This window comes from Pseudomonas sp. C9D1 (genome assembly GCF_056491235.1).
This window is the reverse complement of record NZ_JBSZIE010000003.1, coordinates 413,755-428,840: the sequence shown is the minus strand read 5'-3', so window position 1 is coordinate 428,840 and position 15,086 is coordinate 413,755. Positions and strand designations below refer to the sequence as shown.

The 15,086-nt window shown below is 64.5% G+C and carries 14 protein-coding genes; 1 reads left to right on the top strand and 13 read right to left on the bottom strand.

From position 1 onward, the window contains the following. Positions 1–458 precede the first annotated feature (458 nt). On the top strand, positions 459–1,853 hold the full coding sequence (locus tag ACXI0U_RS29470) for a pectin acetylesterase-family hydrolase (protein WP_021219034.1): 1,395 nt from the start codon (positions 459–461) through the stop codon (positions 1,851–1,853). 35 nt (positions 1,854–1,888) lie between these two features. Here ACXI0U_RS29470 and ACXI0U_RS29465 read toward each other — a convergent pair whose 3' ends face one another. From ACXI0U_RS29465 to ACXI0U_RS29405, 13 genes are all read right to left on the bottom strand, one after another. Beyond that, on the bottom strand, positions 1,889–2,518 hold the full coding sequence (locus ACXI0U_RS29465; RefSeq protein WP_271660986.1) for a hypothetical protein: 630 nt from the start codon (positions 2,516–2,518) through the stop codon (positions 1,889–1,891). A 42-nt stretch (positions 2,519–2,560) separates the two neighbouring features. Next, positions 2,561–3,055: a DUF4442 domain-containing protein gene (locus ACXI0U_RS29460; RefSeq protein ID WP_263402978.1), complete on the bottom strand. Its 495-nt coding sequence runs from the start codon at positions 3,053–3,055 to the stop codon at positions 2,561–2,563. A 104-nt stretch (positions 3,056–3,159) separates the two neighbouring features. Next, positions 3,160–5,160 carry a PhoX family protein gene (locus tag ACXI0U_RS29455; RefSeq protein WP_374981275.1) on the bottom strand — a complete coding sequence of 667 codons (2,001 nt, stop codon included), beginning with the start codon at positions 5,158–5,160 and terminating at the stop codon, positions 3,160–3,162. Positions 5,161–5,276: 116 nt separating this feature from the next. After that, positions 5,277–5,876, bottom strand: a complete 600-nt coding sequence (locus ACXI0U_RS29450) for a murein L,D-transpeptidase catalytic domain family protein (RefSeq protein WP_374981274.1) — start codon at positions 5,874–5,876, stop codon at positions 5,277–5,279. Between the two features lie 161 nt (positions 5,877–6,037). Next, complete coding sequence (locus tag ACXI0U_RS29445; RefSeq protein ID WP_021219029.1) at positions 6,038–7,633, bottom strand: isocitrate lyase; 1,596 nt, start codon at positions 7,631–7,633, stop codon at positions 6,038–6,040. 489 nt (positions 7,634–8,122) lie between these two features. Then, on the bottom strand, positions 8,123–8,932 hold the full coding sequence (locus ACXI0U_RS29440; protein WP_021219028.1) for a secretin N-terminal domain-containing protein: 810 nt from the start codon (positions 8,930–8,932) through the stop codon (positions 8,123–8,125). Further along, positions 8,929–9,558 (bottom strand): DUF7931 domain-containing protein, encoded by a 630-nt coding sequence (locus ACXI0U_RS29435; RefSeq protein ID WP_184490269.1) that lies wholly within the window; start codon positions 9,556–9,558, stop codon positions 8,929–8,931. The genes ACXI0U_RS29440 and ACXI0U_RS29435 overlap by 4 nt, the downstream gene beginning before the upstream one ends. A gap of 8 nt (positions 9,559–9,566) precedes the next feature. After that, complete coding sequence (locus tag ACXI0U_RS29430; protein ID WP_021219026.1) at positions 9,567–9,992, bottom strand: GNAT family N-acetyltransferase; 426 nt, start codon at positions 9,990–9,992, stop codon at positions 9,567–9,569. After that, on the bottom strand, positions 9,985–11,151 hold the full coding sequence (locus ACXI0U_RS29425; RefSeq protein WP_043241716.1) for a ribosomal protein uL16 3-hydroxylase: 1,167 nt from the start codon (positions 11,149–11,151) through the stop codon (positions 9,985–9,987). Before ACXI0U_RS29425 ends, ACXI0U_RS29430 begins: the two co-directional genes overlap by 8 nt. A 60-nt stretch (positions 11,152–11,211) precedes the next feature. Further along, positions 11,212–12,582: an adenylosuccinate lyase gene (gene purB / locus ACXI0U_RS29420; protein WP_184490268.1), complete on the bottom strand. Its 1,371-nt coding sequence runs from the start codon at positions 12,580–12,582 to the stop codon at positions 11,212–11,214. 104 nt (positions 12,583–12,686) lie between these two features. Then, positions 12,687–13,307 (bottom strand): high frequency lysogenization protein HflD, encoded by a 621-nt coding sequence (hflD, locus tag ACXI0U_RS29415; protein WP_021219023.1) that lies wholly within the window; start codon positions 13,305–13,307, stop codon positions 12,687–12,689. Continuing rightward, the gene (gene mnmA, locus ACXI0U_RS29410) at positions 13,304–14,419 is read right to left on the bottom strand and encodes a tRNA 2-thiouridine(34) synthase MnmA (protein ID WP_184490267.1); all 1,116 of its coding nucleotides are present in this window, start codon (positions 14,417–14,419) and stop codon (positions 13,304–13,306) included. Before mnmA ends, hflD begins: the two co-directional genes overlap by 4 nt. A gap of 61 nt (positions 14,420–14,480) precedes the next feature. Beyond that, positions 14,481–14,927 carry an NUDIX hydrolase gene (locus ACXI0U_RS29405; RefSeq protein ID WP_043241725.1) on the bottom strand — a complete coding sequence of 149 codons (447 nt, stop codon included), beginning with the start codon at positions 14,925–14,927 and terminating at the stop codon, positions 14,481–14,483. Positions 14,928–15,086 lie beyond the last annotated feature (159 nt).

Below are 15,086 nucleotides of genomic sequence, written 5' to 3'. Positions count from 1 at the left end.
GGGTCTACAAGTAAATTTTTCAGACTAAAAAATTAACTCGAAAGGCAGTTTAAAGAGCTTGTACTGCTCTGAAAGCCTAGAGCGGTGTGGGTTCCAGTTTTTTGTCAGGCTTTGGTCGGATTGCGTCGCTATGCCGCAGGGCGCAAATATAAGCAAGTTAATGATAGTCATTATCATTTGACTGGGGAATATATAACCACTACATGGTGAGTCCTACGGAAGTGGTTAAAACATGCGCACTTAATAGCCGCTGTTACTCACAACTTCTTTCCTCTATGCCTAATTCATATGTGACTGCCGTTGTCGCTCTGACAACCTTGTACTAGCGTGCTAGAAGCGCCGTGGATGCGGTGCGCTCCCCCCTGTTTCCCTGCCGTACTCAGCGGGTCGGCTGGACCACGGATTCGTCTGCCTGGCGTGGTGGTCCACTCAGAAAACAAGAAAAAGAGGGAATCGCCATGGGCGTTGCCAAGTTGCTGCGTCACTGCTTCGTGCTTCTGTTGTTCTTCCTGCCTTCACTGCCTGCCCACGCCGAGCTCGGCGACTACGGGTTCTGGCAGACGCTGGGCAATCTCACCTCCCCACCCAAGGCCGACAACAAGGTCCTGCCCGAGCAGCGGGTCGGGCCCTATCCGTTGCTGGCCAACCCGGCGGGGTTCAACTCCGGCTTCAAGGCGGCCAACTACTACGCCTGGCAGACGGTGCAGCTCGCACCCGAGACCGGTGCCGTGTGTGGTGATGGTTCGCCCTACAAGTTCTTCGTCAACCGGGTACCGAACACCAGCAACACCATCATCTATATGGAGGGCGGTGGCGCCTGCTGGGATTACGCCAGCTGCACCGGCCAGACCGGCATCCGGGGTGCGCGGAACCCGAATGGCATTCCCGACGATTACATGAAGCTGCTCAACCCCAGCGCCAGCCTGGTGAGCCCCTTCGTGGTGCGGTTGCATCCCTGGACACGGGTGAAGACGCAGAACTGGAACATGGTGTACGTGCCGTACTGCACCGGTGACATCTATTCCGGTGACAAGGTGGCGGTCTACCAGGATCCGACCGGGCAGAAGCCGCAGCTGGTGTGGCACCACAACGGGCTGCGCAACACCCGCGCGGTGACCGCCTGGCTCAAGGACAACCTCGAGCGCCCCGGACAGATGCTCTCCACCGGCTGCAGCGCCGGCGGGGCGGGCAGCCTGATCAGCCATGCGGTGACGCGCCAGGACATCGCGCCTAACCGTGGCTTCCTGATCGACGACTCGGGGCCGGTGTTCAGTGCGGTGACCGGGGGCAGCAACCAGGCCTATCCGTCGCTGCCGTTGCAGACTTTCATCCGCCAGGCCTGGGGCCTCGACAATGGACCGCTGCAATTGCTGCAGAGCCGTCTGCCGGGCGTCACCCTGAATGACCTGGGCAGCATCTATCCGGCGCTTTCCGCCAACCTGCCGGGTGATCGTCTCGGGCATACGCACTTCTGGAAGGACCTGAACTACTCGTCCTACTCCTATGAGCGCTTCTACCCGGAGATCGCCAACGCGCCGGACCAGGCCACCAAGGAGGCGCTGATCCACGCCAAGTGGGATGTGGACACCGGCCGCCTGCGCAACACCCTGGCCAACCTGCATAACTTCGGCGGCTACTTCCCGCAGTACCGGGCGGTGAACGAGAGCCATTGCACCAGCATCATCGAGTTCGCCAACGCCGACATCCAGGAGCAGAACCTGCAGCTGGATGACTTCGTCACCAATGTGCTGGATGGCACCGGGCCGGTGATGGATGCATCCGAGTCGAGCGATGCGGCCGATCGGGCCAAGCCGTTCAACCTGCTCTACTACGTGCTCAACCAGTTGCTCTGAGAAGCGGCTGCGGGGCGGGCAATCCGCCCCGCAGCTCAGTGGTAGGCCTGCTCGCGGGCCTGTTGCAGGCGCTGCCTCAGGTACTCGTCACGGCTGAGGCCGTCGGGGATGGACTGCATCGCCAGCACCTCGGCAACGATGCGTTTCTCTTCCTGCTTGTAGTGATCGAACTGGGGGGAAGGCTGTGCCGCGAGCTTCTTCTCCAGGGCATCGCTGCGCGCCTTGTACCGCTGCAGCAGGGCGTTGGCGCGTGCCTTCTGTTCCTCGACGTCACCGCCGCTGGCCTGGATCAGGGCGATCTGCAGCACCAGGGATTCGCTGGCCGCCAACTCGCCGCTCTGCTCATGGGATTGCACTTCCTCCGCCAAGCGCTCGGCCTGTTTCTCCCGTTCTTCGCTGGGCAGGTCCGGTGCGGCCTTGAAGAAGGCTCGGTAGGCGGAGTGGAAGGCCAGGCGCTTCTCGTACTCCGCCGTCAGGGCGGGGTCGATGTGCTGGGCGCTCGCCGCTGCCGTCGCGTCGCTGGCCGGGGTGGCCAGGGGTTGGCTGGCTTGCGAGCGGGGCTGGGCGACAGCCTGGGATTCTGGGCCCAGGCGCCAGTAGAGGGTGGCGGCGGCTGTCGTCGCGGCGATCGCGGTGCCGGCCAGGATGAGCGTGGTTCGGGCCATTGCGGTTCTCGGCCTCTCAGTTGGGACATTCGTACAGCTTAGTCAATGCTCGCGCTTGCGGCTGACCCAGGCCCAGATCATCTCGCAGCGGATGGGTTCGATGCCGGTTTCGTCGGTGATGGATACCGCGACCCGCACCTCGCCCCGGTCTTCTTCATGGATGCGACGGACCTGTTCGGCATCCAGTTGCGCCACTGCCTTCAGGCCGCCCGTGGCGCGCTTGAGGTAGTCCACGTGCAGGCTTTTGATCAGGGGCAGCTTGTCGTCCGGCACGTTCATGCCCACCAGCAGGCCGGTGGCGGATTCGGCCAGCAATGCCATGGCGGCGGCATGTACGCCCTTGATGTGGTTACGCACCCGGGGACGGTTGGCGAGGCTCATCACCGCCCGTTGCTGGCTGAGGTGATGGACGCGCACGCGGGCGGTGCCGGCGAAGCGCACCTGGCTGCCGATCAGCAGGCTGAGCAGGGGCGTGTGCAGGGCGGCGGGCAGTTTGCTCACCAGGGAGGTGGCGCGACTCAGGCGGTTGGCAGGCATGGGCAGGCCCTTGGTGTGTGGCTGGCCAGTCTGTCAGTGGAAAAAGGGACCGGCCATTGCTGGCCGGTCGCAAATGCCTGGCACTTCGGCCAGTGGCTGGGGGATCAGAGGATGCGGCGACGGTCTTCGCGGGTGATCACCACAGTGGACGAGCGCGGACGCTTGCCCGGGCCGTCGGGCCAGGCGCTGGTGAGGTTGGTGGGCGTCGAGCCCTCACCCGGGTGCTGGATGTTGACGAACAGGGTGCGGAAGTCCGGCGTGGCGGCGATGCCGGTGACCTCGGCGCCCAGCGGGCCGACCAGGAAGCGCTTGAGCTCACCGGTGCGCGGGTCTGCCACCAGCATCTGGTTGTTGCCGAAGGGGCCGGCGGACAGCTGGCTGCCGCTCATGTCGGTCTGGATCCACAGGCGGCCGTCGTCGTCGAACCACAGGCCGTCGGGGCTGGCGAGGATGTTGCTGGCATCCAGCGGCTTGCCGTTCGGGCCGCGGCTGTCGGTTTCCGGGCCGGCGAGCATGAACAGGTTCCAGTTGAAGCTTTTGCCGGCGTAGTCGCGGCTCTGTTCGCGCCAGCGGATGATGTGGCCGTAAGCGTTGGCCGGGCGCGGGTTGGGGGCGTCCGGGACGGTGCGCGCGGTGTTGTTGGTGAGGGTGAAGTACACCTCGCCGTTGTCCGGGTTCACCGCGCCCCATTCGGGGCGGTCCATCTTGGTGGCGCCGACCACGTCCGCCGCGAGGCGAGTGTTGATCAGCACATCGCCCTGGTCGGCGAAGGCCACGCCAGCGGCGAGGCAGGCCTTGAGGAAGGACTTGTCGTTGATGTCCAGCGGCAGCCACTGGCCGCTGCCGTCGGCATTGAAGCGCGCGACGTACAGGGTGCCTTCGTCCAGCAGGCGGCCGTTGCTGCGACCGGGGCGATAGGTGTCGCGGCTGACGTATTTGTAGATGTACTCGTTCTGCGAGTCGTCGCCGGAATAGCAGACCACCGGGCGGCCGGGCTTCACCGGCGCGAAGATCAGGCCTTCATGGGCGAAGCGGCCGAGGGCGGTGCGCTTCACCGGCACGGAGTCGGGCTCGAAGGGGTCGATCTCGACGATCCAGCCGAACTGGTTCGGTTCGTTGCGATAGTCGCCCTTGGCGTCGGCGGCCTTGCGGGTGGCGTCGAAGCGCTCGAACTCGTCGCCGGGCAGGGTTTCCCAGCCGAAGCGGCTGCCGTTGCGCAGGCCGTAGCGTTTCAGCTCGCGGGGCAGGTCGGTGTCGCGGGTGGAGAAGTAGCCGGCCCAGTTTTCCTCGCAGGTGAGGTAGGTGCCCCAGGGGGTGAAGCCGTTGGAGCAGTTGTTCTGGGTGCCGCGGGCCGCAGTGCCGTTGGGACTGTGGCGCGTTTGCAGGAGCTTGTTGCCGCGGGCCGGGCCGCTGATCTGCATGGGCGTGGCGGCGGTGATGCGGCGGTTGCGGCGGCTGGGCACCACGGTCCACTCGCCGCGCACGTCACGGCGGATTTCGACCACCGAAACGCCGTGGGCGTTGATCTCCTTGCGGACTTCTTCGGCGCTCGTGCGCTTGCCGTTCACCACGGTGGGGCCATTAGGGTGCAGCAGCGGTGCATCGATGTATTCGTGGTTGAGCACCAGCAGGCCGTGGTCGGAGCGCAGGCCCAGGCCGAGGCGGGTGTCGATGGGGAAGAAGTGCATGCCGTCATGGTGCATGCCGGTTTGCTCGGCCTGGTCGCGGGCGCTGTTGCTGGCGTCGTCGGCGAAGGCAGGGTAGCGGCCGGTGATGGGGGTGCCCCAGGGGATGAAGGGCGTGGCCTTGTAGCCGGGCGGCACGGTGATGGTGTCGGCACGGCCGGCCGGGATGCCTTCGAAGCCCAGGCGGCGGCGTGGCTTGAAGGGGAAGCCCAGCCCACGGGCTTCGCTCTGCCCGGCTTCGGCCTGGCCGGGCAGGGATACGCCGAGGAAGGCGAGGGCGCCCAGTGCGGCGCCACCGGCCAGCACTTCGCGGCGTTTAACCCCCTCGATCAGCTCGCTGATGTGAGGGTTGCTGGAAAGGTTGCTAGGCACTTCGTCGCCATTTCCAAAGAGGACGGCGTTCTCTTTCTCGTTATTCAAGGCTTTGTCTCCATACAGGCGAATCGACGGAGACTCGACGCTACGGCCTCAAGGCGACGGAACTGTGACAGTGCGGCGGGTGCAGTGCCTTATGTGCTGCAGCGCACAAAACGCTTTTAGTGGGCGCCCGGCGCAGATGGCGGCTTGATGGCAAAGATCAGCGCGCCGCCCTGGAGTGCCTCGATTGCCTGGTCGCGATCAGCGGCGGCCAGCACCAGGCAGCCGAAACTGCGCCCGGCCACGCCGTGCTGGCGGATGAAGCGATCCTCCATGTAGTCCATGGCGTGGATGACGATGGCGCGCTCCATGGCCTTGTCGTTGCTCGGGTCCAGCCCCGTCAGTCGCATCGACAGGCCGTGCCCGGGTTGCCGGCTCTGGTAGACCTCGCCCGTGCGGTAGGTGCCCAGCGAGGAGGCACGGCTTTCGGGCTCGTTGGAGAAGCGCTCGGCGTAGCCGTCATGGTCGGCATCCGAGCCTTTGCCATGGGCGACGCGGTAGCTGGCCAGCAGGGCGTGGTTGCGGCTGTCGTACAGCAGGAAGCGCTTCTGGTCCGAGCGCTGGGAGTAGTCGACCACGGCGAAGCGCGGGTGCTCGTTCTGTTGCAGGCGCTGGAGAATCGGCTGGAGGGTGTCCGCCGGGAAACGCTGCTCCAGGTCGCCGGCATGGGCGAGGAGGGGAAGCAGGGCCAGCAGGCTGGTAACGAGCGTTCGGAACATGGGGCTGGAGACCTTGGGCTGTTGGCCAGAGGTAAGTTCAGACGTGGCGCGAACGCAAGATGTTCCCGGGTGGGGGCGGGGCATAAAAAAAGCCCCGGCATCGCTGCCAGGGCCTTGAGGCATCCAGCCGGCCCGAAGGCCGTGCTGGTGAACAGTTCCTATTAGTGGAACTGGTTCATGGTGTTGTCTTTACCGCTTGCTTTCAGAGCCGCTTCGCCAGCGAAGTACTCTTTGTGGTTGTCGCCGATGTCGGAGCCAGCCATGTTCTGGTGCTTGACGCAGGCGATGCCCTGACGCAGTTCCTGACGCTGTACGCCTTTGACGTAGGCCAGCATGCCCTGGTCGGCGAAGTACCCTTTGGCCAGGTTGTCGGTGGACAGCGCGGCGGTGTGGTAGGTCGGCAGGGTGATCAGGTGGTGGAAGATGCCGGCGTGAGCCGAACCGTCGCGCTGGAAGGTACGGATCTTCTCGTCTGCAACCTGGGCCAGTTCGGTTTCGTCGTACTCGACGGCCATCAGCTTGGCGCGGTCGTAGGCGGAAACGTCTTTGCCTTCGGCAACGAACGCATCGAACACTTGCTGACGGAAGTTCAGGGTCCAGTTGAAGGACGGGCTGTTGTTGTAAACCAGCTTGGCGTTCGGGATTACCTGACGGATGCGGTCAACCATGGCCTTGATCTGGCCAACGTGCGGCTTCTCGGTTTCGATCCACAGCAGGTCGGCGCCGTTCTGCAGGCTGGTGATGCAGTCCAGTACGCAGCGGTCTTCGCCGGTGCCAGCGCGGAACTGGAACAGGTTGGACGGCAGGCGCTTGGGACGCAGCAGCTTGCCTTCGCGGTTGATCACCACGTCGCCGTTCTGCAGGTCGGAAGCGGAGATTTCTTCGCAATCCAGGAAGGAGTTGTACTGGTCGCCCAGGTCGCCGGCTTGCTTAGTAACGGCGATCTGCTTGGTCAGGCCGGCACCCAGGGAGTCGGTACGGGCAACGATCACGCCGTCGTCAACGCCCAGCTCGAGGAAGGCGTAGCGAACTGCGTTGATCTTGGCGAGGAAGTCTTCGTGCGGAACGGTCACTTTGCCGTCCTGGTGGCCGCACTGCTTCTCGTCGGAAACCTGGTTCTCGATCTGGATGCAGCAGGCACCGGCTTCGATCATTTTCTTGGCCAGCAGGTAGGTGGCTTCCGGGTTACCGAAGCCAGCATCGATGTCGGCGATGATCGGAACGACGTGGGTTTCGTAACCGTCGATCTGAGCCTGGATCTCGTCGGCCTTGACCTTGTCGCCAGCGGCGCGGGCAGCGTCCAGGGCGGTGAAGAGCAGGTCCAGCTCGCGGGCATCAGCCTGGCGCAGGAAGGTGTACAGCTCTTCGATCAGGCCGGAAACGGCGGTTTTCTCGTGCATCGACTGGTCCGGCAGCGGGCCGAAGTCGGAACGCAGCGCAGCGACCATCCAGCCGGACAGGTAGAGGTAGCGCTTGTTGGTGGTCTTCAGGTGCTTCTTGATGGAGATCAGCTTCTGCTGACCGATGAAGCCGTGCCAGCAGCCCAGGGACTGGGTGTAGACGGAGGCGTCGGCGTCGTACTCGGCCATGTCCTTGCGCATGATGGCCGCGGTGTATTTGGCGATATCCAGACCGGTCTTGAAGCGGTTCTGGGCGCGCATACGGGCGACGGATTCCGGGTTGATAGCGCTCCAGCTGTTGCCTGCGGCTTCTTTCAGAGCGGCAACTGCCTTGATGTCGTTTTGATATGCGGACATGGTCAATCCTTCAAATGTGTTTGGTTGAGCACCGACTTCCCCCTGTGAGCCTTGGAAGGCAACACGGGTAGCTCACAACAGAACGCCGAGAATGTGACCGGTACGAGTAGGACACTCGAGAGGAGGGGTGACGATACGAGCGGCACGGATGACTTCGCTGCCCTTTCCGGATGCGCTTTCGGCTCGTGGATGCCTAGGGCGTATCAGGTTCGGTTGGATCGTCGATCTGGCTGCTGCGCTAAACGCTTCCCCGTCCCTCAGGACAACTTCGTTCCAGTCGCAACCTCGTCGAACGGCCTTGTGGGCTGTAACAACACGGGACGGCTCGAAGGTATTGAGCGCGGCCCGGGAGCCCGTTTCAGGGCCCCTGGTTAGCGGGAGCGGGGCCATGATGCGCTTCAAACAAGTGTTCGTCAAACGTTTTTGTAGTGATTTTTTGGCACTACTACATAAGTCTTAAGAACGACCGATTGGTCAGGGAAGGGGGGCTCAGTCGAGGCTCTCGACCTTCAGGCGCATGGTCATGTTTTCGCTGCCCTGGGTGCTGCGTTGGCGGAGGAAACCGCTGTCGTCGGACTGGCTGGATTCGTTGACGCCACCCACCGTGATCCATTCGCCGAGGCGGCCGCTGACGCGGGTGTCGGTGCTCTGCACGTCGATCACGCCGGGTTGGGATTGGCTCAGCCGATCACGGTTGCTGCTGATGGCGACGTGGACAATGTCGCCGGTGATGCTGGCGGTGACATAGAAGCCCCGGGTCACGTTGCGGTACTCGGTGTTGCTGTAGACCTGGCCGTAAGGGCCGGTGCTGGCGGTGGTGATGGGAACGCTCTGGCCGACCTGGATCAGTGCCGGGTAGCCCTCGCTGGCCTGCACCTGCTGCACGCCGCCGCCACGGGTGTCGGTGCTCCGGCGGATGATGCGCACCTGGTCGCGCCCGCGCACTTCACCGCGCCCGGCTTCGATGTCGACGCCGCCGACGCTGGCCGAGCCGTTGACCGCGTAGCCGCGATCGTCCTGGTAGTTGCTGTCGCTGGTGTCCACGGAAATCAGCAGGCGCTTGGGTGCAGTGTCGAGCTGGCCCAGCACCGTGCGCAGTTCCTGGATCTTCGCCGGCTCGGCGTTGACGATCAGCTGGTTGCCGTAGGCGCTGACGCGGCCTTCGTTGCCGAGTACCGACTGCACCACGGGCATCACGTCTTCGGCGGTACGGTAGTTGAGCGGGATGACCTCGGTGGCTGCCTGGAGCGGCAGGCTCAGGGCAAGGAGCAGGGCGGCGAGGAGCGCGCGTGGGGTCATAGCAGGAAACTCCGCAGGTCGGGGTCACTGACGCTCTGTTCCCAGGCCTGGTCGAACTGGGCCTGGCGCAGGCGGCAGCGCCCGGGGTCGTTGTACAGAGCGTAGCCGGAGAAGCTGTCCGGTTCAGGGCGCAGCAGCAGGCCGCGGTCGTCCGTCAGCAGGTAGGCGCATTCTTCGTTGGGATGGTCGGGGTTGAGCTTGCGGATCTGGCTGTTGCTGGAGAGGCGGCGCACCAGGTTGAGCAGGCGATGGCCTTCCTTCACCGGGCGGGTCACGTCGCGCACCAGGATGCGCAGGCGGTTGCGCGGGTTGGCCAGGAGGAAGCGGGTGCAGGCGTCCTGGATGCTGCTGTGGTGGTAGAGCCAGGCTTCGAGGTCCGGCGTGTAGAGGCACAGGCTGCGCTGCGCCTGTTGCAGTAGGGCGAGGGCGTGGGGGCGGGCGTCTTCGGGCTTGGCGAAGCGCTGCAGGTCGCCGTGCTCGCCAAGGGTGAAGGGCGCGGGCTCCCAGGGGGCGGGCTCGCGAAGGTCCGGCACCGGGTTATGGACCTCGAAACGCCCCGGTGACTGGAATTCGATGGCCGGCAATTCGGTCTCGGGTTCTTGGTTTTCCGGGGCGTTGGGTTCCATGTCGACCTCTACTGGCTGTCGCGCACCATGTCCACGTGAGGGATGCCGGCTTCGAGGAACTCGCCGCTGACGACGCGGAAGCCGTGGCGTTCATAGAAGGGGGTGGCGTGTACCTGGGCGGAGAGCATCTGCTGTTTGAGGCCGCGACGTTCCGCTTCGGCGATCACCGCTTCCAGCAGGCGATCGCCGACCCGCAGGCCACGCCAGTCCTTGAGTACCGAGACGCGGCCGATATGGCCGTCGGGCAGCAGGCGTGCGGTGCCGATGGCGTAGTCATGCTCGAGGGCGAGGAAATGGACCGCGTCGACGTCTTCCGCATCCCATTCCTGCTCCGGTGCCACCGCCTGCTCGGCGATGAACACGGCTTCACGGATGCGGCGCAGGTCGGCATTGTCCTTCTGCCAATCGGCGATGCGGACGTGTATCTCACTCATCGGCAAACTCCAGACTTCCTTGCTTGATCAGTTCCCACAGAAGCTTACGCCCGTCCTCGTCCGCCAGCCATTGGCCGAGGTTGTCGATGTGCAGCGCGTCGCTGGCGCAGACCAGTTTCAGCAGCTCGCGCAGGCTGCTGGGCAGCAGGCGGCTCTGGCCGCTGGCGAACAGCATCAGGCCGATATCCATTTCGGACCAGGCCATGCGGGCGCTGGGGTTGCGGATCAGTACCGCGCCGTCTTCCAGGGCGCCGACGAATTCGTCTTCGTCCACTTCGGTGCCGGCGACCAGTTCGGGGTAGCGCGGCTCGGTCATGAACTGGCCGAACCAGGTCAGCAGCAGGCGTTCATCGCTCATGTGCTCGGCCAGCAGCGCCTTGAGGCGGTCGAGGGAGTCCTGCTGGATCTGGTGCGGGTCGCTGACCGGGGTGATGTCGGCGTCGTTGTAGCGCTCTTCGTCCGGAATGAACTGGGCGAGGAAGTCGGTGAAATGGGTCAGTACCTCGGCGGCGCTGGGGGCGCGGAAGCCGACCGAGTAGGTCATGCAGTCATCTTCGGCGATGCCGAAGTGGGCCAGGCGCGGCGGCAGGTAGAGCATGTCGCCCGGTTCCAGTACCCACTCATCGGTGCCGTGGAATTCGGCGAGGATGCGCAGATCGGCGTGGGGCAGCAGCGGGCTGTCGGTGTCGCACATCTGGCCGATCTTCCAGCGGCGCTGGCCGTGGGCCTGGAGCAGGAAGACGTCGTAGTTGTCGTAGTGCGGGCCGACGCCGCCACCGGGCGCGGCGAAGCTGACCATGATGTCGTCGATGCGCCAGCTCGGCAGGAAGCGGAAGTGCTCCAGCAGCTCGGCGACCTCCGGGACGAACTGGTCGACGGACTGGACGAGGAGGGTCCATTCCTTTTCCGGCAGGTCCTGGTAGGTGTCTTCGGCGAAGGGGCCGCGACGCAGCTCCCAGGGGCGCTCGCCATGTTCGATCACCAGGCGCGATTCGACTTCCTCTTCCAGGGAGAGGCCGGCCAGCTCGTCGGGCGAGATGGGGCTTTCATAGCCCGGGATGGCCTGGCGGATCAGCAGCGGCTTCTTCTGCCAGTAGTCACGGAGGAATTCACGGGCGGAGATGCCGCCGAGGATTTGCAGGGGGAGATCGGAAGTCATGGCGGAACCTTTGAAATAAAAACGCCCGGCACAGCCGGGCGTGCAAGGGGGCGATAGCCGTTAGATGCGCTTGGCCTGGGCCACCGCGTTGCCGATGTAGGCGGCGGGGGTCAGCTTGCGCAGCTCGGCCTTGGCTTCGGCCGGCATGTCGAGGCCGTCGATGAAAGTCTGCAGCGCTTCGGGGCTGATGCCCTTGCCGCGGGTCAGTTCCTTCAGCTTCTCGTAGGGGTTCTCGATGGCGTAGCGGCGCATCACGGTCTGGATCGGCTCGGCGAGGACTTCCCAGCAGGCGTCCAGGTCGGCGGCGATGCGGGCTTCGTTCAGCTCCAGCTTGCCGATGCCCTTGAGGCTGGCTTCGTAGGCGATGACGCTGTGGGCGAAGCCGACGCCGAGGTTGCGCAGCACGGTGGAGTCGGTCAGGTCGCGCTGCCAGCGGGAGATCGGCAGCTTGCTGGCCAGGTGCTGGAACAGGGCGTTGGCGATGCCGAGGTTGCCTTCGGAGTTTTCGAAGTCGATCGGGTTGACCTTGTGCGGCATGGTCGAGGAGCCGATCTCGCCGGCAACGGTCTTCTGCTTGAAGTAGCCGAGGGAGATGTAGCCCCAGACGTCGCGATCGAAGTCGATGAGGATGGTGTTGAAGCGGGCGATGGCGTCGAACAGCTCGGCGATGTAGTCGTGCGGCTCGATCTGGGTGGTGTAGGGGTTGAAGCCCAGGCCCAGGTCGCCTTCGATGAATTCGCGGGCGTTGGCTTCCCAGTCGACTTCCGGGTAGGCGGAGAGGTGGGCGTTGTAGTTGCCCACGGCGCCGTTGATCTTGCCCAGCAGCGGCACGGCGGCTACCTGGGCGATTTGGCGCTCCAGGCGGTAGACGACGTTGGCCAGTTCCTTGCCCAGGGTGGTGGGGGAGGCGGGCTGGCCGTGGGTGCGGGAGAGCATCGGCACGTCGGCGAAGCGGATCGCCAGCTCACGGATGGCGTTGGCCACCTGGCGCATCAGCGGCAGCAGGACGTCATCACGGCCTTCACGCAGCATCAGGGCGTGGGACAGGTTGTTGATGTCCTCGCTGGTGCAGGCGAAGTGGATGAATTCGCTGACCTTGGCCAGCTCCGGCAGCTTGGCGGCCTGCTCCTTGAGCAGGTACTCCACGGCTTTCACGTCGTGGTTGGTGGTGCGCTCGATTTCCTTGATGCGCTCGGCGTGCTCCAGCTGGAAGTTTTCGGCCAGCTCGTTGAGCAGGGCGTTGGCTTCGGCGGAGAAGGGCGCGACTTCCGGAACGCCAGCATGGGCAGCAAGGCGCTGCAGCCAGCGGACTTCGACCTGTACGCGGAAGCGGATCAGGCCATATTCACTGAAGATCGGGCGCAGTGCGCTGGTTTTGCCGGCGTAGCGGCCATCGACGGGGGAAACCGCGGTGAGCGAGGAGAGCTGCATGGGGCGTTCTCGGACAATCGGTCAACGAAAAGGGCGCACATCATACATGAAAACCGGCCCCGAAACCGCGTCCGGGCATGCGCCGTTCGGCGCCTGCCCATGGCTCAGCCGCGCAGCATGGGGTAGAGCTCGCCGAGCAGCTTGCGGCGGCTGAACAGCAGTTGCCAGCGGTGGCCGCCGAGCTGGCGCCAGAGGCGTGCGGAGCGGATGCCGGTAAGCAGCAGGGCGCGGATCTTGGCGGCGTTGCTCGGTTGCTGCAGGTTGCGCATGTCGCCATGGACCTGGATGCGCTGGCGGAAGGTGCTGAGGGTGTCCTGGTAGAGGCTGCCGCAGGAGGCGATGACGTTGTCGTGGACGAGGCCGAAGTGCTGGGTCTGCTGCTGGATCTGGTCCAGGCGGCTGCCGATCAGCTGCAGCATGTCTTCGCGCTTGTTCAGTTGGCGCTCCAGGGTCAGCAACGACAGGGCGTAGCGCAGGGGCTCGCGCTGCAGGCTGCTGGGTTCGCGTTCCAGGGCGCTGATCAGGGCCTTGTAGCCGTCGCGCAGGTTGATGTCGTCACCGCCGTACACGTCGAGGGTGCTCTTCGGGTCGCGAACCAGCAGGCTGCCGAGCATGCAGCCCAGCGGCGCTTCGCTGATCTGGCCGGTCTTGGCGATCTTGTCCACCAGTACGGCGGCTTCGAATACGGCGCCCAGCGCGATCAGTTGTTCCTGCAATGGGGTCATGGGCGCACCTCGGCGTCCCAGGCGTCATAGCTTTCGATGACGCCGCCGCCGAGGCAGATTTCGCCGTCGTAGAAGACCACGGACTGGCCGGGGGTGACGGCGCGCTGAGGCTCGTCGAACACGGCGCGATAGCCGGTGGCGGTTTTTTCCAGGGTGCAGGCCTGATCAGCCTGGCGATAACGGACCTTGGCGGTCAGTGCGCGGGGCTGCTCGAGATCGATGGGGTTGACCCAGAAGATCTCGGAGGCGAGCAGGGCGCGGGAGAACAGCCAGGGGTGTTCGTTGCCCTGGCCGACCACCAGGACGTTGCGCTCCAGGTCCTTGGCCAGTACGTACCAGGGCTCGTCGCTGGCGTCCTTCATGCCGCCGATGCCCAGGCCCTGGCGCTGGCCGATGGTGTGGTACATCAGGCCATGGTGACGGCCGATGACGTCGCCGTCTGTGGTCTCGATGTCGCCGGGCTGGGCGGGCAGGTATTGCTTGAGGAAGTCGCTGAAGCGGCGCTCGCCGATGAAGCAGATGCCGGTGGAGTCCTTTTTCTTGGCCGTGGCCAGGCCATGTTTCTCGGCGATGGCGCGGACTTCCGGCTTCTCCAGTTCACCCACGGGGAACAGCGTGCGGGCGATTTCCTTGCCGCCGACGGCGTGGAGGAAGTAGCTCTGGTCCTTGTTCGGGTCCAGGCCCTTGAGCAGTTCGGTGCGGCCGTCGATGTCGCGGCGGCGCACGTAGTGGCCGGTGGCGATCAGGTCGGCGCCGAGCATCAGAGCGTAGTCGAGGAAGGCTTTGAACTTGATCTCGCGGTTGCAGAGAATGTCCGGGTTCGGCGTGCGGCCGGCCTTGTATTCGGCAAGGAAGTGCTCGAAGACGTTGTCCCAGTACTCGGCGGCGAAGTTGGCGGTGTGCAGCTTGATGCCGATGCGGTCGCACACGGCCTGGGCGTCCGCCAGGTCTTCCTTGGCGGTGCAGTATTCGGTGCCGTCGTCCTCGTCCCAGTTCTTCATGAACAGGCCTTCCACCTGGTAACCCTGTTCCATCAGCAGGAGGGCGGAAACGGAAGAGTCCACGCCGCCGGACATGCCGACGATCACGCGGGTTTTGGCTGTATCGGACATAAGACTCTGGGGCTGCTGCAAAAAAGAACGGGATTCTATCAGGTGCGCTTGCCTCGGGCGATCACGCCGGGTCGCGGATCAGGCTGAGGGGGAAGCGCTCGCCGGCCAGGTAGTCATCGATACAACGCAGGATCAGTGGGCTGCGCCATTGCTCGCGGTGGGCCAAGAGCTCGTCGCGGGTCAGCCAGCGCGGGCCGATGATGCCATCGTCCAGCTCGCGTTCGGGTAGGTGGCGCAAGGGGCGGGCGGCGAAGCACACGCGCTGGTAGGTGACACCATTGCTCGGCGCTGTATAGAGGTAGATGCCGGTGACGGCGGTCAGCTCGACTTCCCAGCCGGTTTCCTCGAGGGTTTCGCGCAGGGCGGCCTGGATGAGACTTTCGTCGGCTTCCAAGTGGCCGGCAGGCTGGTTTAATACCGCCCGGCCATCCGACATCTCCTCGACCATCAGGAAACGGCCCTGGTCTTCGATCAGGGTGGCGACTGTGACATGGGGGGTGAAGCGCATGGAGTCCTCCTTGGGTAGGTGGCTGATAGTAGCCATCGGTTGATGACCCGGCGAGAGAGGAGCAATCCGGAAGCAAGCTGCTAGGATGAATAGCGCTTGCTCGGATGGCTACGTGTAGCGAAGTTGTAGTTTGACTACATGTAGGGCTAAAGCACAGGT